The organism is Thermococcus sp. (assembly GCF_026991495.1).
Classification (GTDB): Archaea; Methanobacteriota_B; Thermococci; order Thermococcales; family Thermococcaceae; genus Thermococcus.
Genome location: NZ_JALXBJ010000052.1, coordinates 18,111 through 39,130, shown reverse-complemented (window position 1 = coordinate 39,130; position 21,020 = coordinate 18,111). Strand labels below are relative to the sequence as shown.

Genomic DNA, 21,020 nt, shown 5'->3' with positions numbered 1-21,020 from the left:
TCAGCTCCCTCTCACGAGCTTTACGGCAACGGAGACGGCATCCTCAAAGTTCTGGGTCGCGCGGAGCTTCATCTCCTCAATCTCGCGGTCCCCCTCCTCGCGGATCTTCTCAGCTTCCTCCTCGCCCTCGGCCTTGGCCTTCTCAACGAGCTCCCCTGCTTCCTTCTCCGCCTTTGAAACTATGTCCTCCTCGATTTCCTTGGCTTTAGCCCTGGCCTCCTCTACTATCCTCTTGGCCTCTTTCTTCGCGTTTTCAATGCGCTCCTCTGCCGCCCTCTCGGCGTCAACAATGCGCTTGATGACCTCCTCCATTACAGGCCCCCCATGATATTAAAACAGCGGCTTCCGCTTTGGCTAACCTAATCCCCCTTAAATAATTTATGGTCTGGTGCTCGGGGCCGGAAAGGATAGGGTTATAAAAAGCCGCGGGTAATGAACTGGGGCGATGGGCATGTTCGACGTGGTGGGGATAGGAAACCTTAACTACGACATTATACTGACCGTTGATCACTTTCCAGAGTTCCATGAGAAGGTGAACGCTAAGGGAGCTTCCTTCGGGCTCGGAGGCGCTGCCGGCAACACGATAAGCTGGCTGGCCCACATGGGGCTGAGGACAGGCTTTATCGGGGCCGTTGGAAATGATGACATCGGAAAAGCCCACATCAGGTATTTCAGGGACATAGGCACCGATGTTTCAGGAATCAGGGTTGTAGAGGAGCCCTCGGGCCTGGCGGTCATAATGGTCAGGGGCGAGGACAAGAGGATAGTGAAGTACCCGGGTGCGAACTTGAGGAAGGAGCTCGACTTCGGGTACCTCTCCAGAACCAGGCACGTTCACCTCTCCTCAAACCCAGCGGAGATAATAGAAATGGTTGTGAAGTTCGCGGCTGAGAAGGACATTACCGTATCGGTTGACATAGGGGAGATGCCTATACCAAGGGATGTTGAGGGAAAGGTTGACTACCTGATGATGAACGAGGACGAGTACAGGCGGAAGTTTGGAAGCCTCGACCTGAGCCTTTCGGCGGCCAAAAACGTCGTTGTGACCCTGAACGGGGGTGGGGCGGTTCTGAGAGATGAGAATGGTGACACCTTTGAGGTCAGGGGCCTGAGCGCCGAGGTCATAGACTCCACGGGGGCGGGCGATTCCTTCGACGCGGGCTTCATATACGGCATCCTGAAGGGCTGGTCGCCGGTTGACGCGGCAAAGCTCGGGATGCTGCTCGCTTACCTGACGGTTCAGAAGGTCGGGGCGAGGAGCGCAATCCTCCCGATTGAGGGGATAGTGAAGGAGGCCGAGAGGCTGGGTATGGAACTGCCCTTCGGCAAAAACCCTTAAAAATTTAAGGAGGAAAGCGGATAGAGGGTTCGGTATCGAAGCGGGGGTGGCATCTGTGGAGATCATCGTTGACAACTTCAAGCCGAAGATCACGAGGCCTTTCAAGAGGAAAAACGAGTACTGGATCAAACTCATCCTCTCCGAGGGGGAGGAGTACATAATGAAGTTTAAAACCCCTTTGGAGGCTGAAGATGCCATTTACGGCATGCTCGATGACCTTCAGGTTTACGGGGGGAAGGTGAGGCTCAAGGTTCGAGAGGGGAACGTCATCGAAAAGATAGAGGTCATAGAGCTCTACAAACCCCCCGCAAAGGAACTCGTTCAGGAGTACTTCGGGGGCTGAGCCAGCAGGTCATGAGAGGGATTCTGCAGTTTTCTCCGCCCTCGAGAGCACCTTTTCCTCGTCGAGCGTCAGAACCTCCCGATCGAGCATAAGGATTTCACCGGCCACTATCGTGCTCTCAACGTCGTTTCCGTTTGCGGAGTAGACGAGGTGGCTCACCACGTTGTTCACAGGCCGCAGGTGGGGGCTGTTGAAGTCTATTATAGCAAGATCCGCTAAGTAACCCTCCTTTATCACTCCAGCTCTGAGGCGCAGCGCCTTAGCGCCGTTTACCGTGGCCATTCTGAAAACCGTCTCGGCGTCTGCTATAGTGGGGTCGAGGTTGTTGACCTTGTGGAGCAGGGCCGCTAACTTCATCTCCTCGAGCATGTCGAGGTTGTTGTTGCTCGCGGCCCCGTCGGTGCCGAGTCCAACGTTTATCCCGGCGTTGAGGAGCTTCCCGAGGGGCATGACCCCGCTGGCGAGCTTCATGTTGGAACCGGGGTTGTGGGCAACGCTAACGCCGTGCCTCGCGAGTATCTGAACGTCCCTGCTGTCGAGCCAGACGCCGTGGGCTATTATAACGTCTCTACCCCAGAAGTCTATCCCGTCCAGGAGCTCAACGGGGCTCTTTCCGTAGCGCTCGACTATCCTGCCGACCTCGCTCATCGTCTCGCTCACGTGGATGGTGATGAGCTTCCCGTGCTCGCTCGCAAGCTCCCTCACCCGCTCGAGAAGGGCCAGGGAGCAGGTGTAAGGGGCGTGGGGGGCAAAGACGAATTGAACCCTGTCAGAGCCGAGCCTTTCAATCGCCCCCATCTCCCGGAGCGCTTCCCGCACCTCCTTCTCCGTCTTCTCTGGGTCGCCGAGGTCTATCATACCGTAGCCGAGGTAGCCCCTGAGGCCAGCGTCGAGGACGGCTTCGGCAACGGCGTCCATGTGGAAGTACATGTCGAGGAAGGTGGTGGTGCCGCCCTTTATCATCTCAAGCGCTCCCAAGTAGGCACCTGCCTTTATGTCCTTCCGGGTTAGCTTGGCCTCCCTCGGCCAGATGTGCTTCTCAAGCCACTCCATTAGGGGCAGATCATCCGCCAAACCCCTGAAAAGGCCCATAGGCGAATGAGTGTGAAGGTTTACAAAGCCGGGCGAAACCACCCTTCCGGTCGCGTCTATAACGGTGTCGGCGCCCTCGGTTATGCCTTTAGCCACCTTGACTATCCTGTTCCCCTCTATGAGAACGTCCGCCCTCACGACCTCAAGCCCATCCCCGTAGATAACGTGACCGTTTTTGATGAGAATGCTCATCCCAACCACCCTTAAAGGGGTGTGTTTTCTCAGGAAGTTAAAAAGGTTGGGGAGAATCGGCTCAAACGAACATGCTCTTCAGCACGTCGGCGCAGCCACACTTCCTCTCCTCGGGAATCCTCGGGATGGCCTTCTTGAGCAGCTCCTGAACCTTGTAGTTGTTCTCTGCCATGACCTTGAGGACTTCCTGCGCATCGACGGGCTTCTCGGCCCAGACGTCGTAGTCGGTAACGGTGGCTATGTTAGCGTAACACATACCAAGCTCGCGCGCGAGGTTTATCTCCGGGACGAGCGTCATGCCGATGATGTGGGCGAACTGTCTGAACATGAAGCTCTCGGCCCTCGTTGAGAAGCGCGGGCCTTCAATGCAGACGTAGGTGCCCTTCTCATGAACCGGGAAGCCGAGCTCCTTGGCGGTCTCATAGAAGATCTTCCTCATCTCGGGACAGAAGGGATCGGCCATGCTCACGTGGGCCACCTTAGGCCCGTTGTAGAAGGTGTATTCCCTCTTCTTCGTGAAGTCGATGAACTGGTCGGTTATGACGATGTCGCCCGGCTTGTACTCCTCGCGCAGCGAGCCAACCGCCGTGACGCCTATAACCCTCTCGACGCCGAGCTCTTTGAGTGCCCAGATGTTCGCACGGTAGGGAACCTCGTGGGGAGGAAACTCGTGGTTCTTCCCGTGCCTTGGAATGAATGCAACCTCAACGCCCCCTATTTCGCCTATTTCCACCAGGGAAGAAGGTCTCCCGTAGGGCGTGTGAACCTTCACCGCCTCCTTCGGCTCGAAGACACCGTAGACACCGGAGCCGCCTATTATCCCTATCCTCGGCATGGTCATCACCCTGATAAAAATAGGGGCCGAGTTATTTAAGGGTTGCCTTTCCGGTGGAAACCAGACTCCGAAAGTTTAATAACGTTTTGGAAATAAAAATCCTAAGGGTGATGCAATGACGGTTGAAAAACCGGCGAGGATCGTCCTCCCCGAGATAAAGAACCCGGTACTCATAGAGGGCTATCCGGGAATAGGCCTTGTGGGCCATATAGCAGGAAACTTCCTGGCGAAGGAGCTCAACATGACGCTGATAGGCTACGTTGAGAGTCCTTTTCTGCCCCCGATGAGCACCGTTCTCGAAGGGGAGCCGAACCCGCCCCTGAGGTTCTATGGAAAGGACAACCTCATAGTGGCTGTCGCGGACATCTACGTTCCCCCCACGCTCGTCAACGAGATAGCCAAGGAGCTGGTAGGGTACCTTAAGGGGATGGGCGTGAGAAAGATAGTGTCGATGGGCGGCATAGGCATCGGCTTTTTCAAGGAAAAGATGGACGTGTGGGGGGTCGGAACGAGGGATGAGTTCAACAGAAAGCTCCAGGAAGCGGGGGCGAAGCTCCTCCAGTACGGCTCAATAATGGGCATGAGTGGAAAACTGCTGTGGGAAGCCAAGAAAGAGGGCTTAGAGGCCTACGCGCTTTTGGGGGAGACCTTCGGGGACAGGCCAGACCCGAGGGCAGCGGCCAACGTTATTGAAGTCCTAAAACGCCTGATAGGCATAGAAGTCTCGACGGAGCCCCTGCTGAAGGAGGCCGAGATGATAGAGGAGCAGCTCAGGAGAATGCACGAGCAGATGGAGAAGGCCCGCAAAAAGGCCCAGCAGCAGTACGAGACCCTCTACCTGTGAGGTGATAGTATGGAGGCCGTTGTTATCGCCGGAGTCGCGAGGAGGGTTCTCGATGAGCTCCTGAAGAACCCGTACCGCACGATAGAGCTCAGGAGTGCCAAGAACGTCATCGGGGTTGAAAAGGCCCTCAGCGAAGCCCTCAAGCTCTTCCTCACCTACGATCCCTTCGAGGACGTCAGGGTCGGAACGGAGGGACTCCTCGCGGAGCCTGTGGAAGTAAAGGAGATCGAGACAAGGATCCCCTGGCGTGAGAGCGATGAGAGGGAGGTCACAGTGTGCAGGGTGAAGGTAAGGCTCCTCGGCTTCGGGAGGATAAGTGGGATTGAGAGGGGCGAGATCATCAGGGCGGAAGTTAGGGAGTTCCGCCTCCACGAGGCAAACATGGGTTGATTAAAGGAGGGTTGCCTGCCGTCCCCTCCTCTTCTCACCTTTCTTAGGGGGCTCAAGCCGTCTGAACTCAAGCCCCTCCTCCTCAAGGAGCCGTTTAGCACCTGAAGTTAGTGAGGGTGCAACGAGTATCCCCCTCACGTCGCCGTGCTCCTCCCTGAGGGCCTCCACGTACCGCTTGAGCTGGCTCACCGCGTGAAGCTCGGCCCTCCTCCTCTTGAGTTCAAGAACAACGAGCCTGCCCGAGGAGTCAACTCCGAGGATGTCCACTATCCCGTGCTTTACGGGCTTCTCACGGTATAATGGCTTAAACCCGGGCTCTATAACCGATGGATCCCGAAAGATTAGCTCTGCCATCTCCGCCTCGCTCCCAGTAAGGGACAGCTCCTCGTAGTCCTCCGCCCTGTAAAGCACGGCGTGGTAAACCCGGTGAAGCTCCACGATGAGGGTTTCCCTAGGCTTCCTGCGGACCGAGACGAGCACCGGGACCTCCCTGAGCTCAAGCCTGACCATGCTCCCAGGGGGCTGCCAGTTCACGGGCTCCCTCTTTCTGCTCTGATGGATCAGGAACGAGCCGTCGGGCTTCACGAGTATAACCCTGTCTCCCAGCCCAAGCTCGCTCTTGGCCCGCCCCTCGTAGTGAACCTTACAGCGGGCAAAGACAACCAGCATCGAATCGCTTAGAAGCGCCCGGTCCACAAGTTTAAGGAGCTCATCCGGGCTGGGATTGGTGACGAAGTCGATCTTCTCCGGGGGCATCGCAGAGGGAAAAGGGGAAAGAGGTTAAAAAGTTTAGTCCTCGACGCCCTTCGAGGTTATCCTGAAGACGGCCTCGCCCTCGGGAAGGTGTGGGCTGTCTATAAGCCTGGCGACCCTTTTACCCGCCTTCCCCTTCCGGAGGTACACCCTCAGGGTGGCGCTGTGGGCGAGTATGTTGCCTCCAACGGGCCTTGTCGGGTCCCCGAAGAAAGCGTCGGGCTTGGACTGCACCTGGTTCGTGACGAAGACCGCTATATCGTAGAGGTCCGCCAAGCGGTGCAGGTCGGAGAGGTGCTTGGCGAGCTTCTGCTGTCTCTCTGCCAAGGTGCCCCTGCCAACGTACTCGCTCCTGAAGTGGGCCATGAGGGAGTCCACTATCAGGAGCTTTACCGGCCTGTCCGTGGAAGCGTGCTCCTTTATTATGTCCTCTGCCTTCTCGACGAGGAGCATCTGGTGGTTGCTGTTGAAGGCCCTCGCCACGTAGATGTTCTTGAGAACCTCATCGGGATCGAGGCCCCGCTCCTCGGCGATCTGCCTTATCCTCTCGGGCCTGAAGGTGTTCTCGGTGTCTATCCAGATAACGGAACCCCCGAGGCCTCCCTCCTCCGGTGGGAGCTGGGCCGTAACCGCTAAGGTGTGGGCGAGCTGAGTCTTTCCGCTCCCGAACTCTCCGAAGACTTCCGTTATCGCCTGGGTTTCTATGCCCCCACCGAGCAGTTTGTCAAGGGCCTTGCTTCCAGTGGAAACCTTTCCTATGCTCCTCCTCCGCTCCATGTACTCGTCCGCACGCATGAAAGTCCCTATGTTGGCGGCCTCCCTCGCAGCCTGGATTATCTTGAGCGCCGCACCCTCGCTTATGCCCGCGATCTCCTTTAGTTCAAGTGGGGAGGCAACCGCTATGGCCTCAAGGCTGTCGTAGCCTGCGTCCCTGAGTTTTTCGGCGGTCGCCGGCCCCACACCAGGGAGATCCTCAAGGGTGGCCACCTTCTTTTTGGGGGCGCTCTCTCCCACCTCAAGCTCCTCAAACTCCTCAAGCTCCTTAACAGCATCCTTCTTCTTTCGGGCCATGACCATTCACCACTCTTCTGCCCTAAAATCGGAAAGTAAAATAGGGTTAAATACTTTTCCATTATCTTTAGAGCCGATTTTCATGGCCCCAATTTCAAAAAAACCAAGAATTAAAGCTTTTTTAAGCCAATAGCGTCGGGATAAACCTTATACCCGACCCCCCACAACGGGAGAAGCCCAAAGTTCCACTATATTTGCACCACTATGAAAACGTTATGATAGATATCTAAGAACCCCCCCAGAGTTTCATTTCCACTGGAACGGGGTTTTGGAAAATGGAATCTTTCAGAGCCATTACAAAAATAAAGAGGATTTAGGAGTAGATTTTATGAATGTAACGGACTTAGGCGTTCAGAATTCAGAGGTGAATTTAGGGGATTCTCTTAAAAATTCGCATTGTATCCGGGGTAAAATGATCATTGTTCATAGAAATATATATTAAGGATAGGGCGACTAAAAAACGGGAGTATTTCATCAGTTTCACGATATTAGACTGGGTATCTTTCCAAAACCCCGTTCCAGTGGAAACAAAACCCCCTGGGGGTATATATCTGTTTTCATTTGCTAATTTTGAAAACAATTTTGTTTTATCAGAATGACCGTATTGGGGCGTTAATGCTCGTATGTGGCTGTGCAACAATGTTCATTTTTCTTTCAGTGGAAACCCCTTCCCCCTTCGACCTCGACTTTTCTTATGTAAAATCTGATGTACTTTAATGTGCATTTAATTTGACCGTTTCCACTGAAAACTCTCCGGCTTCCGGTGGAGGGCCTTACCCCGGCTTGTTCATGGTGGGTGGGTGGTCGCTTGGATTACACACGCCGATGCCCAACAAAAGATATAAGGGGTTGTTTGCTACTGGGGTTTGCTTCCACTGTACCCCGTGCTTCCCCTGGAACGGGGTATGACGCGTAAGAAAATCCCCCAATAACTATAAAAAATGTTTGAGAAATTACAAATAATTGGCGAATAGGGATGAAAAATTTACAAATATATTGCTAAATGTTAGATGGTGGGCTGTATTTCCAGTGGAACGGTGTGGGCGATGGCAGATTACATAAACTCGATATTCGAGCGCTATCTGCATGCGAAGAAGATCTTCAAGAACAAGGAGGTTCTTAGGCATAGCTATACGCCCAAGGAGCTTCCTCACAGAAAGGAACAGATAGAGGAGCTTGCCCACATTCTGGTTCCGGTTCTGCGCGGTGAAACGCCTTCCAACGTCTTCGTCTACGGGAAAACCGGTACCGGGAAGACCGTCACGATAAAGTTCGTCACCGAAGAGCTGAAGAGGATATCCGACAAATATAACGTCCCCGTTGAGGTGATCTACATCAACTGCGAGATAGTGGACACCCAGTACCGGGTTCTGGCAAACATAGTGAACCACTTTAAGAACGAGAGCGGGGTGGAGGTCCCCCTCGTTGGATGGCCAACCGATGAGGTCTACGCCAAGCTCAAGGACGTTATAGATGCTAAGGAGCGCTTCGTCATAATCGTCCTCGACGAGATAGACAAGCTGATAAAAAAGAGCGGGGATGACATCCTCTACTCTCTAACGAGGATAAACACCGAGTTGAAGCGTGCCAAGGTAAGCATCATCGGGATCTCGAACGACCTTAAGTTCAAGGAGTACCTCGATGCGAGGGTTCTGTCGAGTTTGAGCGAGGAGGAGGTGGTCTTCCCCCCGTACGATGCCACGCAGCTCAAGGATATCCTCCTGCAGCGTGCTGAAAATGCCTTCAACGAGGGTGTCCTCGATGACGCCGTCGTCCCACTCTGCGCCGCCTTGGCGGCGAGGGAGCACGGGGATGCGCGCCGTGCCCTCGACCTCCTTCGCGTCGCCGGGGAGATAGCCGAGCGCGAGGGCGCGGGCAAAGTCACCGAGAGGCACGTCTGGCTTGCCCAGGAGAAGATCGAGCAGGATACAATGGAGGAGGTCATAAAAACCCTTCCCCTGCATTCTAAGGTTCTCCTCTACTCGATAGTCCTGCTCGATGAAAACGGAGAGCTCCCAGCTAACACGGGGGACGTTTACTCGGTCTATACAACCCTCTGCGAGTACATAGACCTTGATTCCCTTACTCAGAGGCGCGTGAGCGACCTCATAAACGAGCTCGACATGCTCGGCATCATAAACGCGAAGGTCGTCAGCAAGGGACGCTACGGGCGCACCAAGGAGATAAGGCTTAACGTTATCCCCCACAAGGTTAAGAAGATCTTCGGCCAAGACGACCAGCTCCGGCCCCTCCTCACCGTTAACCTCTCCCGCCAGAGGAGGCTGATCTGATGCTCGTTGAAGACCTCCTGAAGAACAACTACCTGATAACCGCCCCCGCCTACCACCTCCTCCAGCCACACTATGGACGGGATTTCACCCTCTCCGAACTGATAAAGTTCGTTAAGGCAAAGGGAAAGTTCGTTATAGACCTTGAGATCGCCGAGGAGTTCTTGAGGGGTAAAGGGCTGCTCCCCGTTGAACGCCCCGAAGGTGGCGAGGAGAAACCTCCGGTGAGTGAAGGCAAAGGCGCGGTCGAGGGGTCCATTTCCACTGGAAATGCCCCTCTGTCAGCTGCTCTAAACGGCGTTGAAATGGGAGATACAACCCTCCCTGTTGAGGGGGAGAGTTCTATTTCCACTGGAGACGAGGCCCATCAAACTCCCGTGGAAGAGGCTTCCTATGAAAATGAAGCCGATGAAAACGGCCTTTCAGGAGGGGATGTTCCACTGGAAAACGGGGACGAGGTTGAAGTCCCGGTGGTCTACGGTGACTACGGCATCCCCATAACATACGTTGAGGAGGAGCTGCCCTCCGCTGAGAAGAGCTACGATGTCTACGATGACGTTAGGATCTCCCCCAAGGAGGGGTTCTCTTACCGGGCTGCCCAGATCCCCGATGACTACGCCATCGCCTTGGATCTCACTCACTTAAAGGTAAGTCCGCCTAAGGCCAAGAACGCCTCCGGAAAGGAGGGGGAGTTGCTCGTTGAGAGCTACCGCTCCCTCTTTCTATCCCGCGTGAGGAAGATGCGCAGGATACTCCGGGAGAACCCGGAGGTCGGCGGCGTGATCGACATCGGAAAGCTCGGCTACATCTCGGCCGGGGAGCAGGTTACCGTTATAGGCCTGGTGAACGATAAGAGGGAGAGCGCCAAAGGCTACATCTTGGAGATCGAGGACGCCACCGGCATCGTTAAGGCATTCATAAGCCGCGACAAGGAGGACGCGGGACTTGTCAAAGGCATAATGCACGACTCTGTTATAGGCGTTCAGGGGCAGTACTCCGGCAGGGGGATCATATTCGCGGACAGGATATACCTTCCCGACGTTCCGAAGTTCAGAAGGAAGAAGCCCCCCCTTGAGGAGAAGGTTTACGCGGTGCTCCTGAGCGATATCCACGTTGGAAGCAACAAGTTCTGTGAAAAGGCCTTTGAGAAGTTCCTTGAATGGCTGAACGGCAACGTTGAGAACGAAGCCCACGCCGAGCTCGTCAGCAGGATAAAGTACCTCATCCTCGCCGGGGACGTCGTGGACGGGATCGGGATCTACCCGGGCCAGTACAACGAGCTTGCGATTCCGGATATATTCGACCAGTATGAAGCTTTAGCAAACCTCCTGAGAAACGTGCCGGGGCATATAACGATGTTCATCGGCCCAGGAAATCACGATGCGGCGAGAGCCGCCCTGCCCCAGCCGGGCTTTTACGAGGAGTACGCCAGACCGCTCTTCAAGCTCAAAAACGCGGTTATAATCAGCAACCCCGCGGTGATACGGCTTCACGGGAGGGACTTTCTCATAGCCCACGGCCGGGGTATAGAGGACGTTGTCACGGAAGTGCCGGGCAGGGATCACCACCACCCTGCAGAAGCCATGATGGAGCTTCTCAAGCTGAGGCACCTCGCCCCCACGTTTGGGGAAAAAGTCCCGCTGGCCCCGGATCCCGAGGACTTCCTTGTCATAGAGTCCGTTCCCGATCTCTTCCAGGCCGGCCACGTCCACGTCCTTGAGTTCCTGACCTACAACGGTGTCTTCATCATAAACACCGGAACTTGGCAGGCGCAGACGGAGTTCCAGAAGATGGTTAACATCGTCCCTACGCCTGCGAAAGTCCCGATAATAGACGTCGAAACGGCCCGCCTGAGGGCGGTTGTCAACTTCGATCAGTTCTGCGAGGGGGTTTGAGAAATGAAATTTAGCACCAAGATGATGACAGATGGATTTAGAATTAAGGGTATAAAAGCCATTTCCAGTGATTCTAAGGAATTTATTAGGCAATTTTCCTCCGGAAAGTCCTTTAGGGCAGTTATTGGGGTTTCACTTTCTTTCTCTCGCCCGCATAATTTTCTTGATAGATATCTTACTTTTTTTGAAAAACTAAAATCCTCCTCAAGCTCACCCCATCACTTTGTTACTAACCCACGAATAATTTTTAAGTCATCAGATTTATCCCATTATTTTGGGGAGAATCAATTGTATTCTATTTTAGGGATGTTTATGGGGGAGGTCATTTCCCATGACGATATTATCGTGAACTTCGTGTACAGCTCTTTTAAAACTCCTTCGGGGAAATGTCAAAAGCCCATGGAAATCTCTAAATGTAGGTGGATACCTTTTAAGGGCAGTCTTTTGAATGTGTTTGAATTTTTAAATAAGTTGGCATCTTATTATTCCTACATCCCAACTTGGAAGGTAATATCTAGTGCGAATATCAAAGGCTCAACTTGCTTTATTGATGCGTTTTCTCCGGGTGCACCATATACCAATGCTTGGTTACAACTTATTAGATCCAATAATAATATTCGCGTTTACCCCTCGGGGGATTCGGTGAATCCCTTTATCTCTGCTGCAGATCTTGTTTTGAGGTATATTGAACTGCATATGCTTCGAAATAATGTCTTTTTTGATATAGTAAAAATTAAATCTTCGCTGAATACGCCAAATTTAAGAGTTTATCATGCTGGTACTAAGGATTTAATTGAATTAATCCCATACCCAATTAAAACTGGAAATCTGTCTTACAAGGACATACCAGCTTATGAATATTATAGCCGTCCGATTATACTTGTAGTTGCTGAAAACAGTATTAAAAAAGAATCTGTTATCCTTAGAAAGTCTCCCTACTATCAATATCTGCTTCATTATGCCTACCTAATGGATGCATCTCTGAAGATGGTTTCGTTTGATGGTGTCGGTGATAGGGCCTTAATTAGTGGTGATGGAAACAGAGATGTTTTTCTTGTTTCCACTGGCCCAGTAAGTAATAAAATTGTTCATCATTTGGTGTATGACTTAGGATTTGACTTTGACTATCTCTCGTTACAAGATCTTTCACATCGCTTAATGGAGGGTATTAAATGATCCCGAAACCTTTTTATAGATTGTTTGGCCAACCTTGTAATGAGGGCATGTCTCCGAAAGGAGGCATGCCCCTGATGAGATTGTTAGTTAGTATTCTTTTCTTTATCATTAATCTTGAGGGGGTTGCTTCTTATGTCTGAGATTAATCTTGAGGGGGTTGCTTCTTATGTCTGAGCTCTACTCACCCGAGATGAAGGCCTACTTCGAATCCCTTCAGCGCGAGATAGACAGGGCATACGAGATAGCGAGAAAAGCCCGCTCCGAGGGAAAAGACCCGAGCTTGGAGGTAGAGGTTCCTCAAGCGACTGACATGGCCGGCCGCGTTGAGAGCCTCGTGGGGCCCAAGGGCGTTGCCCCCCGCATTAGAAGCCTCGTCAAGGAGTACGGGAAAGAGCTTGCCGCCCTCAAGATAGTCGATGAGATCATAGACGGCAAGTTCGGCGACCTCGGTAGCAAGGAGCGCTATGCAGAACAGGCCGTCAGGACCGCTTTGGCGATCCTCACCGAGGGAATCGTTTCCGCCCCTTTGGAGGGAATAGCTGACGTTAAAATCAAGCGAAACACCTGGGCTGACAACAGCGAGTATCTCGCTCTCTACTACGCCGGGCCGATAAGGAGCTCCGGTGGAACGGCCCAGGCTTTGAGCGTTCTCGTCGGGGACTACGTTCGCAAAAAGCTCGACCTTGACCGCTTCAAGCCGAGTGATGAGCACATAGAGAGGATGGTCGAGGAGGTTGACCTCTATCACCGCGCGGTAACGAGGTTGCAGTACCATCCAGAGGTTGATGAAGTGAGACTCGCAGTGAGGAACATCCCGATAGAGATAACCGGGGAAGAAACCGATAAGGTCGAGGTTTCCCACAGGGACATCCCGGGCGTTGAGACCAACCACCTCCGTGGTGGTGCAATCCTCGTTTTGGCCGAGGGCGTCCTCCAGAAGGCGAAGAAGCTCGTCAAGTACATTGACAAGATGGGCGTTGAAGGTTGGGACTGGATAAAGGAGTTCGTGGAGGCCAAGGAAAAGGGCAAGGCCGAGGAAAAGCCCTCTAACGGCTCCAAAGCCGAGGAAGCTGGCAGGGATGAAGTTAAGGAGAAGGTCGAGACGGGCTTTTATTACGAGCTCTACGAGCGCTTTAAGGCCAACATTGCTCCCAACAAGAAGTACACCAAGGAGATAATAGGGGGGAGGCCCCTCTTTGCCGAGCCCTCAACCAACGGCGGCTTTAGACTTCGCTACGGCCGTTCCCGCGTCAGCGGTTTCGCCACATGGAGCGTCAACCCAGCGACCATGCTCATCCTTGACGAGTTCATAGCGATTGGGACGCAGATGAAGACGGAAAGGCCTGGCAAGGGCTGCATAGTTACCCCTGTGACGACGGTCGAGGGGCCAGTGGTCAAGCTCAAGAACGGCTCGGTTGTGAGGGTTGACGACTACGAGACGGCCCTAAAGGTCCGTAACGGGATAGCCGAGATACTGTACGTAGGCGACGCCTTAGTGAATTTCGGCGACTTCGTCGAGAACAACCAGACTCTTCTGCCAGCCAACTACGTGGAAGAATGGTGGATTCAGGAGCTTGTTGGGGCCGTGGCCGAGACATACGAGGTTGAGCTCAGGCCCTTTGAGGAGAACCCGCGTGAGGCCGTCGAGGAAGCCGCTGAGTACATCGAGATCGATCCCGATTTTCTTTGGAACCTCCTCCGCGATCCACTGCGCGTCAGGCCAAGCGTTGAAGAGGCCATCCACCTCTCTAAGGTTCTCGATGTTCCATTTCATCCCTACTATACCCTCTACTGGAACACCCTGGAGCCTGGCGAGGTGGAGGAGCTTCAGAGGGCTTTGGTGAACACCCAGATAGAGTGGGGCGAGTTCAGGAAGATAAAGTTCGCGAGGAAGGTAATACTCGACAACGATCCCAAAATCAAGCGCTACCTCGAACTGCTCGGTCTCCCGCACAGGCTTGAGCGCACTGAGGATCGGAGGAAGGTCATCGTAATCGACTACCCGTGGTCGGCTTCCCTCTTAACCCCCCTCGGCAACCTTGAGTGGGATTTCAAGGCGAAGCCATTCTTCAAGGTCATAGATATCATCAACGAGAACAACAGAATAAAGCTTCGCGATAGGGGGATAAGCTGGATAGGGGCGAGGATGGGCAGGCCGGAGAAGGCCAAGGAGCGGAAGATGAAGCCTCCCGTACAGGTTCTCTTCCCGATTGGCCTCGCTGGGGGGCCGAGCAGGGACATAAAGAAGGCAGCTGAGGAAGGCAAGATAGCGAGCGTCGAGATAGCCTTTTTCAAGTGTCCGGAATGCGGACATGTTGGCCCTGAGCACCTCTGCCCAGTCTGCGGGACGAGGAAGGAGCTCCTCTGGCACTGCCCCAAGTGCAACGCCGACTACACCGAGAGCGAGGCAAAGGAGTTTGACTTCCGCTGTCCGCGCTGTGGTGTTGAACTCAAACCCTACACGAGGAGAACGATAAAGCCCTCGGAACTGCTCCGCCAAGCTATGGAGAACGTCAAGGTCTACGGGGTAGACAGGCTCAAGGGCGTAAAGGGGATGACCTCCGGCTACAAGATGGCAGAACCGCTGGAGAAAGGCCTTCTCAGGGCTAAAAACGACGTCTACGTCTTCAAAGATGGTACAATACGCTTCGACGCCACAGATGCCCCGCTAACCCACTTCAAGCCAAGGGAGATAGGGACGAGCGTGGAAAAGCTCCGCGAGCTCGGCTACACCCACGACTTCGAGGGGAAGCCCCTTGAGCGGGACGACCAGATAGTAGAGCTGAAAGTTCAGGACGTAATCCTTCCCTACGAAGCTGGGAAATACCTCCTCAAGGTGGCCCGCTTCATAGATGACCTCCTTGAGAAGTTCTACGGTCTTCCGAGGTTCTACAACGCCGAGAAGATGGAGGACTTAGTTGGGCACCTGGTAATAGGCTTGGCACCCCACACTTCAGCGGGAATCATCGGCAGGATTATAGGCTTCTCCGACGTTTTAGTGGGTTATGCCCATCCGTATTACCATGCGGCAAAAAGACGCAACTGTGATGGCGATGAGGATAGTGTAATGTTACTTATGGACGCACTTCTGAACTTCTCCCGTTACTATCTGCCCGAGAAGCGCGGCGGAAAGATGGATGCGCCTTTGGTCGTCACGACCCGTTTGGACCCGAGGGAGGTGGACAGCGAGGTTCACAACATGGACGTCGTCCGCTACTACCCGATTGAATTCTACGAAGCGACCTACGAGCTGAAATCGCCGAAGGAGGTAAAGGTCATCGAGCGCGTAGAGGACAGACTCGGCAAACCCGAGATGTACGAGGGCATAAAGTTCACCCACGACACAGATGACATCGGTTTGGGACCAAAGATGAGCCTCTACAAACAGCTCGGCGATATGGTTGATAAGGTTGAGAGACAGCTCGCTTTAGCCGAGCGCATAAGGGCCGTTGACGAGCACCACGTCGCCGAAACGATACTCAACTCACACCTGATTCCCGATTTGAGGGGCAACCTCAGGAGCTTCACGAGGCAGGAGTTCCGCTGTGTAAAGTGCAATACAAAGTACAGGAGGCCACCTTTAACCGGCAAGTGCCCGAAGTGCGGCGGAAAGATTGTCCTGACGGTGAGCAAGGGCGCCGTTGAGAAGTACCTCCCGACTGCGAAGATGCTCGTTACAAAGTACAACGTTCTCGATTATACGAGACAGAGGATATGCCTGACCGAGAAGGACATAAAGACGCTCTTCGAGAACGTTTTCCCCGAGAGACAGAGGACGCTGATGGGCTTCTCCGCTGACGTCTGCGAAAAGATGGTGAAGGAGAGGACCGGCCACTCAAACGGCAGGAACGGCTACCTCGATGAGTTTAACGGAAAGTCCAAGGGAACTGGTAAAGAAAAGAAGAAATCCAAGGAACCCAAGGCTGGGGAATCTGGAGCAAAAACCCCCAAGAAGTCAAACAAGAAGAAAAAGAAGGGTATAAGGCTTGACGACTTCTTTGGCTCCTGAGTATCTCCCCGTTAACCATATATATGATAGCGCCGTTCTTATTCCGGTGAAGATGCAGGGCTTCAAGCTCCTTCCCAGCGTTGCCTACCTCAGGGTTCAGAGGCAGGTCTTCGTGGGCTATTCAATGCCGCTCGCCGGCTGGATTGGGGAGTACCTGATAAACTACAGGAGGCTTCCCAGGCCGGGCTTTCTCTCCAGGGCCATGGGTAAGTTGGGCTTCTCCCTCGCCGGGGAAGAAAGGGGTGGGCACTTCATAACCCAGTTCTTCACCAAGGGCGGGCTCTCGATAAGCGCGAGCTGGGATGTTGAAAGGGAGAGCCTCTTCCTCCAGCTCCTGCCGCTCCGGTCGCGGCTTTCCAAGGGTCTGACGATTAGGGTCGAGGGAATAGAGTTCTACGACCAGTACGTGGTTTCAATCGAGCCAACTGGAAAACTTCCGCCGGGAATACGGAGCATTGGGGTAAACGCGCTGGTTCTTGAGGACTTCTACCCAGTGGAGACCCCCTACTGGGGCATGCTCCACGAGGACTGGGAGAGTGAGCTCAACCTCTTGGTTATGCGCGATGAAATCTACGATAGGCTGAAGCGCGAGGACTACCGCTGTCCCGTCTGCTTCTCACCTCTTAGCGAAGAGAACGGTGTTTTGAAGTGCCACAACTGCGGCTTTACCTACGTTCCGGAGCACGACTTTGAGAGGGTTATGGAGACCTTCACCGTGGAGGAGTTCTCCTTTTAATGGCGCTATGTTTTCTTAAACTTTATAAGCCCCTCTCCAGCTCTTTCTACAGGGCAGCCCCGTGGTGTAGCGGCCAAGCATGCGGGACTTTGGATCCCGCGACCCGGGTTCGAATCCCGGCGGGGCTACCATAGGCGCTTTTGCGGGCGAAAAAAAGGGAAGGCCTTAACACCAGTCGGGAATCCGCCCTAAGAGTCTTGATTTTGGTCTTTTCTAACGCATCTCGTTCCACTCGGGGTTTCCGTACTTCTCCTCAACCAGTTTTTCGGCCAGCTCAAGCTCGTAGTCCGTCAGTTCCCCTTCCTCCATCGGGAACGCGTTGAAGAAGCTGTCTTTGAGAAGTCCGTAGGCCTCCCAGCGGCTGAGCTTTATCCCCTCGCGCTCCAGCGTTGTGACGCGCTCCCATATTGAGGAGACGCCCTTGTCCCTCAGCTTCTCCTTCGAGGCTTTCAGAACCTTTCCAAGAACCTCAACGCGCGTGGAGCACATGAAGGTTCCGTGCTGTAAAATCACGCCCTTCCTCCTCGTCTGGGCCGAGCCGCTGATCTTCTTTCCGTTTGCTGTGATGTCGTTCAGGCCCGAAAAGGCAGCGTCGAGTCCGAGTTCCTTTAAAGCATCTACGATTGGGCCGGCTAAGTAGCGGTAGCTCGTCTCAACCTTCCTCAGGGCTGGATGGAAGTCCTCGCCGATGACTACGGAGTAGGTTATCTCTCCGAACTCGTCGTGGAAGACGCTCCCGCCCCCCGTAATCCTCCTCACCACAGGGATGCGAAGTTTTTTCGCCTCCTCCAAGTTCACGTCGTGAAAAACGCTCTGGAAGCGGCCTATAGTTACGGAGCTTGGTGAGAAGGCGTATAAGCGGACAGTGTCAGGGACTTTCCCCTCGATCCTCGCCCGCATTACCGCCTCGTCTATTGCCATCTGAACCTCCGGCCTTGCAACTATTAGGGGGACGAACCTCATGCCGCCACCTCACATGCGTTCCCTGATCCAGAGGGGTATCAGTCCGACCTTCGGGAAGACCATAACCGCCTTGGCGTCAACGGCGTAAGCCGGCACGCATGGGACACCTCCGTATGGGGTTGGGTAGAGGCGGTACTCGCTCCAGTCTGGGACTGGGTTGTTGTCGCCCCACGTCACGAAGCATTTCTCCATCTTTCCCCCGAGGTCAACGGTCTCGACGGCGTGGACCCTGTGGATTATCGGGTATGGGTACATGGGGGCGTTGTAGACTATGACGTCCCCAACGTGTATCTCATCGGGGCTAACCCCCTTGAGCAGCACCACGTCCCCCCTGTAAAAGACCGGCTCCATGGAGCCGCTTATGACTATGACGAGGGGGGAGCTGGTGTTCATCGCCCACTTGAGCCCGTACTCAAAGCCGAAGACGATGAGTAGGGATATCAGAAGCCACGCAACTTCCTTCTTCCACCCACCCATTTCAGCACCTCCATCAGCGTGCGTATCCTCGCCCCTATGGCACCGATCGCAGTGCAGGTTTCGAGGCTCACTCCCCTTCCTGTGATGTCCATATGGTGGGCGGCAGCCTTAAACGTTTCCTTCGGGAGACCGTGCCGGCCCAGGCCAACGAGGAGGATGAAGCTCTCCCCAGCAAGGGCCCTTTTTGCAAGCTCGGCCGGGGTTATGGCCTTTTCATCGGCGGGCTTTCTCGTCGTCGCTACAACCGTGCCGAACTGGGGAGGAAAGCCCCGGGACGGGAACGGGAGGATGTGGAGGCGGCCGGCCTCTGCCAGCTCCCTCAGGTACCTGCCGCCCTCCCCTATCGTCGTACGCTCCCCGACCTCTAATGCAACCTCCTCTGGCTTCCCCTCGACAGGAAAGCCAACGAGGGCTAAGTGGAAGCCGAATGCATAGGCCACCGGGCCGGCCCGCGCTATGGCCCTCAGGTGGGCCTCGTGCAACCTTTTGGGGTCGTATGTGTTGTAGAGGGCCAGGGTAAGCATTCTAAAACCTCCTCCCCGGGAACCTTATAAGGACTTCGGTGTATATGGAGACCGGCGAAGGAGATGGCGGCGGTTGATGATGTCAGGGTTCTCGCCGCGAGGGGGCTCTTTGAAGACGCCATAGACCTCGCGGCCCAGATAGAAGAACCCTCAGACAGGGTAGACGCGCTCATAGAGGTCGCCCTCCGTGCCGCGGGGAACAGGGACGACCTCATGCAGAGGATAATGGGGCTAATCGACAAGAGCCTGAAGAAAATAAAGGAGCCCTATGAAAGGGCATATGTTCTTTCAAGGCTTGGCCACCTCCATAGTAGGATAGGCAACGTTGAAGAGGCCTCAGAGCTCTTCGATGAGGCCGCAGACAGCATAGCTAAGATAAAGGACGTAAGGGAGAAGACGCTCGCCCTGGCCCTAATGGCCTATCACCTCACCACAGCCGGCTTTATCGAGGACGGCCTCGCGGCCTTTGAGGAGGCCTTCAACCTCGCGGTCTCCGCCAACATGGACTACCGGCGGAAGCTCGACCTGATAATAGAGGTCGCCAACTTCATAGAGGCCGCAGGGGACGCGCTGAGCGCGGGGGACGCGCTGAGGTTCTACGAGATGGCCTACGACATTTTCGACAAGCTCTACGTGAGCCAGAAGGCGGCGGAGGTCGAGAAGAAGATGGATGTGGCAAGGACGGTCTCTGACTTCGGCTCCCCAGAGGTGAGGAAGGCACTGCTGGAGGGAAGGTACATGTATGCCCTCAAGAGCCTCCAGAAGAGGCTCAAAGACCCCCAGGATAGGTTCATCGCCATGCTCGAACTCGCCCACTGGCTCAAGAAGGTTGGCGCACCGGAGTACTTCGACGTGATGGATGAGGCCTTCAAACTGCTCGAGGGCATCGGCCTGTCCCAGGCCAACGTCCAAAAGGCCGCGGCCATACTGACGGAGATGGGCTCCCCGGAGAGGGCCTTAAGCTTCGCGCTTGAAATCAAGGATCCGGAGAAAAGGGACGAAGCGCTCGCCGCGGTCGCCCTCAAGCTGGCGGAGGGCAGGGACTTCATCTACGCGAGGGAGGTGGCCGGGAAAGTCGGGGATTCAATGCTCAGGGCAAGGCTCCTGCAGGAGATAGGGAGGATCGAGGAGAGGGAGAGGTGGGAAGCATGATGGGGGTTTTCGACGCCCACTCCGATCTTCCGACGCTGATATGGAAGAGGAAGGGTTCCCTAAGGGAGGGGGCCGGCAAGTTCTTCGGAGACTGGGTCTCGGCCAGGGTGATGGCGGTCTGGACGCCGCCGGATAAGAGATCGAGGGCGTTAGGGTACGGCATAGAGGTCGTTAACCGCTTGAGGAAGGAGGTCAGCAGGACTGAGGGCTTTGAGATAGTCACGAGTGTTGGGGGGATGGACGAGGTTCTGAGAAACGGTGGAAAGGCCCTCTGGATAGGTATGGAAGGAGGTGAGCCCCTGGAAAGCTTGGATGTCTTGGAGGTCTTTTACTCTCTCGGCCTGAGGGTCTTAACTCTGACGTGGAGCCTGAGGAACATGATCGGGGACGGCGTCTTTGAGAGGACCAACGGGGGGCTGACCAACTTCGGGGTCGAGGTTGTCGGGAAGGCCGAGGAGCTTGGGATACTGCTCGACCTGAGCCACATAAACGAGGCCGGCTTCTGGGACACCCTTGAGGTAACTGCGTTTCCGGTTATAGCCTCACATTCAAACGCAAGGGCCCTCTGCGACCATCCAAGGAACCTGACGGATGAGCAGATAAAGGCGATAGCCGAGAGGGGCGGCGTTATAGGGGCGGTCGCGATACCGAGCTTCGTGGACAGGGAAAGGCCGACCCTCGACAGGTACGTCGAGCACATAGAGCACATGATAGACACCGCTGGCTACAGGCACGTTGGCTTCGGCTTCGACTTCATCTACTACCTCCCCGGCTGGAACGGAAAGTCCATCGAGGGGTTCGAGAACGAGTCCAGGATACCGGTCTTGCTCGAAAAGCTCGGCGAAAGGCTCAGCGAAAGGGAGATTAGGGCCGTGGCATTTGAAAACTTCAGGCGGGTCTTTGAACGGGTCATTGGGTAGGTTCTCCACCTCAGAAGACCC

At 54.7% G+C, this 21,020-nt stretch carries 19 protein-coding genes and 1 tRNA gene; 12 read left to right on the top strand and 8 right to left on the bottom strand.

All coding sequences use genetic code 11. The features are described 5' to 3' along the window. On the bottom strand, positions 1-312 hold the full coding sequence (locus MVB78_RS06670) for a V-type ATP synthase subunit H (RefSeq protein ID WP_297489577.1): 312 nt from the start codon (positions 310-312) through the stop codon (positions 1-3). 139 nt (positions 313-451) lie between these two features. Here MVB78_RS06670 and MVB78_RS06665 point away from each other — a divergent pair, with 139 nt between their 5' ends. Then, positions 452-1,339, top strand: a complete 888-nt coding sequence (locus tag MVB78_RS06665) for an ADP-dependent ribose-1-phosphate kinase (protein WP_297489615.1) — start codon at positions 452-454, stop codon at positions 1,337-1,339. A gap of 55 nt (positions 1,340-1,394) precedes the next feature. Continuing rightward, on the top strand, positions 1,395-1,682 hold the full coding sequence (locus MVB78_RS06660) for a hypothetical protein (protein ID WP_297489575.1): 288 nt from the start codon (positions 1,395-1,397) through the stop codon (positions 1,680-1,682). Positions 1,683-1,691: 9 nt separating this feature from the next. On the opposite strand, the gene MVB78_RS06655 is transcribed toward MVB78_RS06660, so the two are convergent. Then, positions 1,692-2,966 carry an amidohydrolase family protein gene (locus MVB78_RS06655; RefSeq protein WP_297489613.1) on the bottom strand — a complete coding sequence of 425 codons (1,275 nt, stop codon included), beginning with the start codon at positions 2,964-2,966 and terminating at the stop codon, positions 1,692-1,694. Positions 2,967-3,027: 61 nt separating this feature from the next. Beyond that, the gene (locus MVB78_RS06650) at positions 3,028-3,801 is read right to left on the bottom strand and encodes an S-methyl-5'-thioadenosine phosphorylase (RefSeq protein ID WP_297489611.1); all 774 of its coding nucleotides are present in this window, start codon (positions 3,799-3,801) and stop codon (positions 3,028-3,030) included. Positions 3,802-3,916: 115 nt separating this feature from the next. Here MVB78_RS06650 and MVB78_RS06645 point away from each other — a divergent pair, with 115 nt between their 5' ends. Both MVB78_RS06645 and MVB78_RS06640 read left to right on the top strand, forming a co-directional pair. Beyond that, entirely contained in the window at positions 3,917-4,645 is a 729-nt protein-coding gene (locus MVB78_RS06645; protein WP_297489573.1) for a proteasome assembly chaperone family protein, read from the top strand. Positions 4,646-4,654: 9 nt separating this feature from the next. Next, a complete protein-coding gene (locus MVB78_RS06640; protein ID WP_297489571.1) occupies positions 4,655-5,035 on the top strand; it encodes a DUF473 family protein in 381 nt (126 codons plus the stop codon). Here the strand turns inward: MVB78_RS06640 and nucS are convergent, their stop codons facing one another. Continuing rightward, entirely contained in the window at positions 5,036-5,791 is a 756-nt protein-coding gene (gene nucS / locus MVB78_RS06635) for an endonuclease NucS (RefSeq protein ID WP_297489569.1), read from the bottom strand. It abuts the gene before it with no gap. 33 nt (positions 5,792-5,824) lie between these two features. Beyond that, positions 5,825-6,859, bottom strand: coding sequence for a DNA repair and recombination protein RadA (radA, locus tag MVB78_RS06630; RefSeq protein ID WP_297489567.1), 1,035 nt, complete (start codon positions 6,857-6,859; stop codon positions 5,825-5,827). A 1,046-nt stretch (positions 6,860-7,905) separates the two neighbouring features. Between radA and MVB78_RS06625 the strand changes: the two genes are divergently transcribed. The 6 genes from MVB78_RS06625 to MVB78_RS06600 all read left to right on the top strand — a co-directional run bounded on the left by MVB78_RS06625 (position 7,906) and on the right by MVB78_RS06600 (position 17,094). Beyond that, positions 7,906-9,150, top strand: a complete 1,245-nt coding sequence (locus MVB78_RS06625) for an ORC1-type DNA replication protein (protein WP_297489609.1) — start codon at positions 7,906-7,908, stop codon at positions 9,148-9,150. Next, the gene (locus tag MVB78_RS06620) at positions 9,150-11,042 is read left to right on the top strand and encodes a DNA-directed DNA polymerase II small subunit (protein ID WP_297489565.1); all 1,893 of its coding nucleotides are present in this window, start codon (positions 9,150-9,152) and stop codon (positions 11,040-11,042) included. Before MVB78_RS06625 ends, MVB78_RS06620 begins: the two co-directional genes overlap by 1 nt. Before the next feature lie 3 nt (positions 11,043-11,045). After that, positions 11,046-12,218 (top strand): hypothetical protein, encoded by a 1,173-nt coding sequence (locus MVB78_RS06615; RefSeq protein WP_297489562.1) that lies wholly within the window; start codon positions 11,046-11,048, stop codon positions 12,216-12,218. A gap of 166 nt (positions 12,219-12,384) precedes the next feature. After that, complete coding sequence (locus MVB78_RS06610) at positions 12,385-16,227, top strand: DNA-directed DNA polymerase II large subunit (RefSeq protein WP_297489560.1); 3,843 nt, start codon at positions 12,385-12,387, stop codon at positions 16,225-16,227. A gap of 52 nt (positions 16,228-16,279) precedes the next feature. Then, positions 16,280-16,963 carry a hypothetical protein gene (locus MVB78_RS06605; RefSeq protein ID WP_297489607.1) on the top strand — a complete coding sequence of 228 codons (684 nt, stop codon included), beginning with the start codon at positions 16,280-16,282 and terminating at the stop codon, positions 16,961-16,963. Between the two features lie 55 nt (positions 16,964-17,018). Beyond that, a tRNA-Gln gene (locus tag MVB78_RS06600) sits at positions 17,019-17,094 on the top strand. A gap of 82 nt (positions 17,095-17,176) precedes the next feature. Here MVB78_RS06600 and MVB78_RS06595 read toward each other — a convergent pair. The 3 genes from MVB78_RS06595 to MVB78_RS06585 are packed head-to-tail and all read right to left on the bottom strand — an operon-like array spanning position 17,177 to position 18,927. Continuing rightward, a complete protein-coding gene (locus tag MVB78_RS06595) occupies positions 17,177-17,926 on the bottom strand; it encodes a biotin/lipoate A/B protein ligase family protein (RefSeq protein WP_297489557.1) in 750 nt (249 codons plus the stop codon). 9 nt (positions 17,927-17,935) lie between these two features. Continuing rightward, positions 17,936-18,403, bottom strand: a complete 468-nt coding sequence (locus MVB78_RS06590) for a signal peptidase I (protein ID WP_297489555.1) — start codon at positions 18,401-18,403, stop codon at positions 17,936-17,938. Then, on the bottom strand, positions 18,367-18,927 hold the full coding sequence (locus MVB78_RS06585; protein WP_297489553.1) for a DUF531 domain-containing protein: 561 nt from the start codon (positions 18,925-18,927) through the stop codon (positions 18,367-18,369). The genes MVB78_RS06590 and MVB78_RS06585 overlap by 37 nt, the downstream gene beginning before the upstream one ends. Positions 18,928-18,990: 63 nt before the next feature. Here MVB78_RS06585 and MVB78_RS06580 point away from each other — a divergent pair, with 63 nt between their 5' ends. After that, the gene (locus tag MVB78_RS06580) at positions 18,991-20,079 is read left to right on the top strand and encodes a tetratricopeptide repeat protein (RefSeq protein WP_297489551.1); all 1,089 of its coding nucleotides are present in this window, start codon (positions 18,991-18,993) and stop codon (positions 20,077-20,079) included. Next, positions 20,076-20,999, top strand: coding sequence for a dipeptidase (locus MVB78_RS06575; protein WP_297489550.1), 924 nt, complete (start codon positions 20,076-20,078; stop codon positions 20,997-20,999). The genes MVB78_RS06580 and MVB78_RS06575 overlap by 4 nt, the downstream gene beginning before the upstream one ends. Positions 21,000-21,020: the final 21 nt, after the last annotated feature.

Bases quoted from the DNA above. Each gene is read 5' to 3' on its own strand.
- MVB78_RS06670 (WP_297489577.1), bottom strand. From the start codon at position 312: ATGGAGGAGGTCATCAAGCGCATTGTTGACGCCGAGAGGGCGGCAGAG.
- MVB78_RS06665 (WP_297489615.1), top strand. From the start codon at position 452: ATGTTCGACGTGGTGGGGATAGGAAACCTTAACTACGACATTATACTG.
- MVB78_RS06655 (WP_297489613.1), bottom strand. From the start codon at position 2,966: ATGAGCATTCTCATCAAAAACGGTCACGTTATCTACGGGGATGGGCTT.
- MVB78_RS06650 (WP_297489611.1), bottom strand. From the start codon at position 3,801: ATGCCGAGGATAGGGATAATAGGCGGCTCCGGTGTCTACGGTGTCTTC.
- MVB78_RS06645 (WP_297489573.1), top strand. From the start codon at position 3,917: ATGACGGTTGAAAAACCGGCGAGGATCGTCCTCCCCGAGATAAAGAAC.
- MVB78_RS06640 (WP_297489571.1), top strand. From the start codon at position 4,655: ATGGAGGCCGTTGTTATCGCCGGAGTCGCGAGGAGGGTTCTCGATGAG.
- nucS (WP_297489569.1), bottom strand. From the start codon at position 5,791: ATGCCCCCGGAGAAGATCGACTTCGTCACCAATCCCAGCCCGGATGAG.
- radA (WP_297489567.1), bottom strand. From the start codon at position 6,859: ATGGCCCGAAAGAAGAAGGATGCTGTTAAGGAGCTTGAGGAGTTTGAG.
- MVB78_RS06625 (WP_297489609.1), top strand. From the start codon at position 7,906: ATGGCAGATTACATAAACTCGATATTCGAGCGCTATCTGCATGCGAAG.
- MVB78_RS06620 (WP_297489565.1), top strand. From the start codon at position 9,150: ATGCTCGTTGAAGACCTCCTGAAGAACAACTACCTGATAACCGCCCCC.
- MVB78_RS06615 (WP_297489562.1), top strand. From the start codon at position 11,046: ATGAAATTTAGCACCAAGATGATGACAGATGGATTTAGAATTAAGGGT.
- MVB78_RS06610 (WP_297489560.1), top strand. From the start codon at position 12,385: ATGTCTGAGCTCTACTCACCCGAGATGAAGGCCTACTTCGAATCCCTT.
- MVB78_RS06605 (WP_297489607.1), top strand. From the start codon at position 16,280: ATGCAGGGCTTCAAGCTCCTTCCCAGCGTTGCCTACCTCAGGGTTCAG.
- MVB78_RS06595 (WP_297489557.1), bottom strand. From the start codon at position 17,926: ATGAGGTTCGTCCCCCTAATAGTTGCAAGGCCGGAGGTTCAGATGGCA.
- MVB78_RS06590 (WP_297489555.1), bottom strand. From the start codon at position 18,403: ATGGGTGGGTGGAAGAAGGAAGTTGCGTGGCTTCTGATATCCCTACTC.
- MVB78_RS06585 (WP_297489553.1), bottom strand. From the start codon at position 18,927: ATGCTTACCCTGGCCCTCTACAACACATACGACCCCAAAAGGTTGCAC.
- MVB78_RS06580 (WP_297489551.1), top strand. From the start codon at position 18,991: ATGGCGGCGGTTGATGATGTCAGGGTTCTCGCCGCGAGGGGGCTCTTT.
- MVB78_RS06575 (WP_297489550.1), top strand. From the start codon at position 20,076: ATGATGGGGGTTTTCGACGCCCACTCCGATCTTCCGACGCTGATATGG.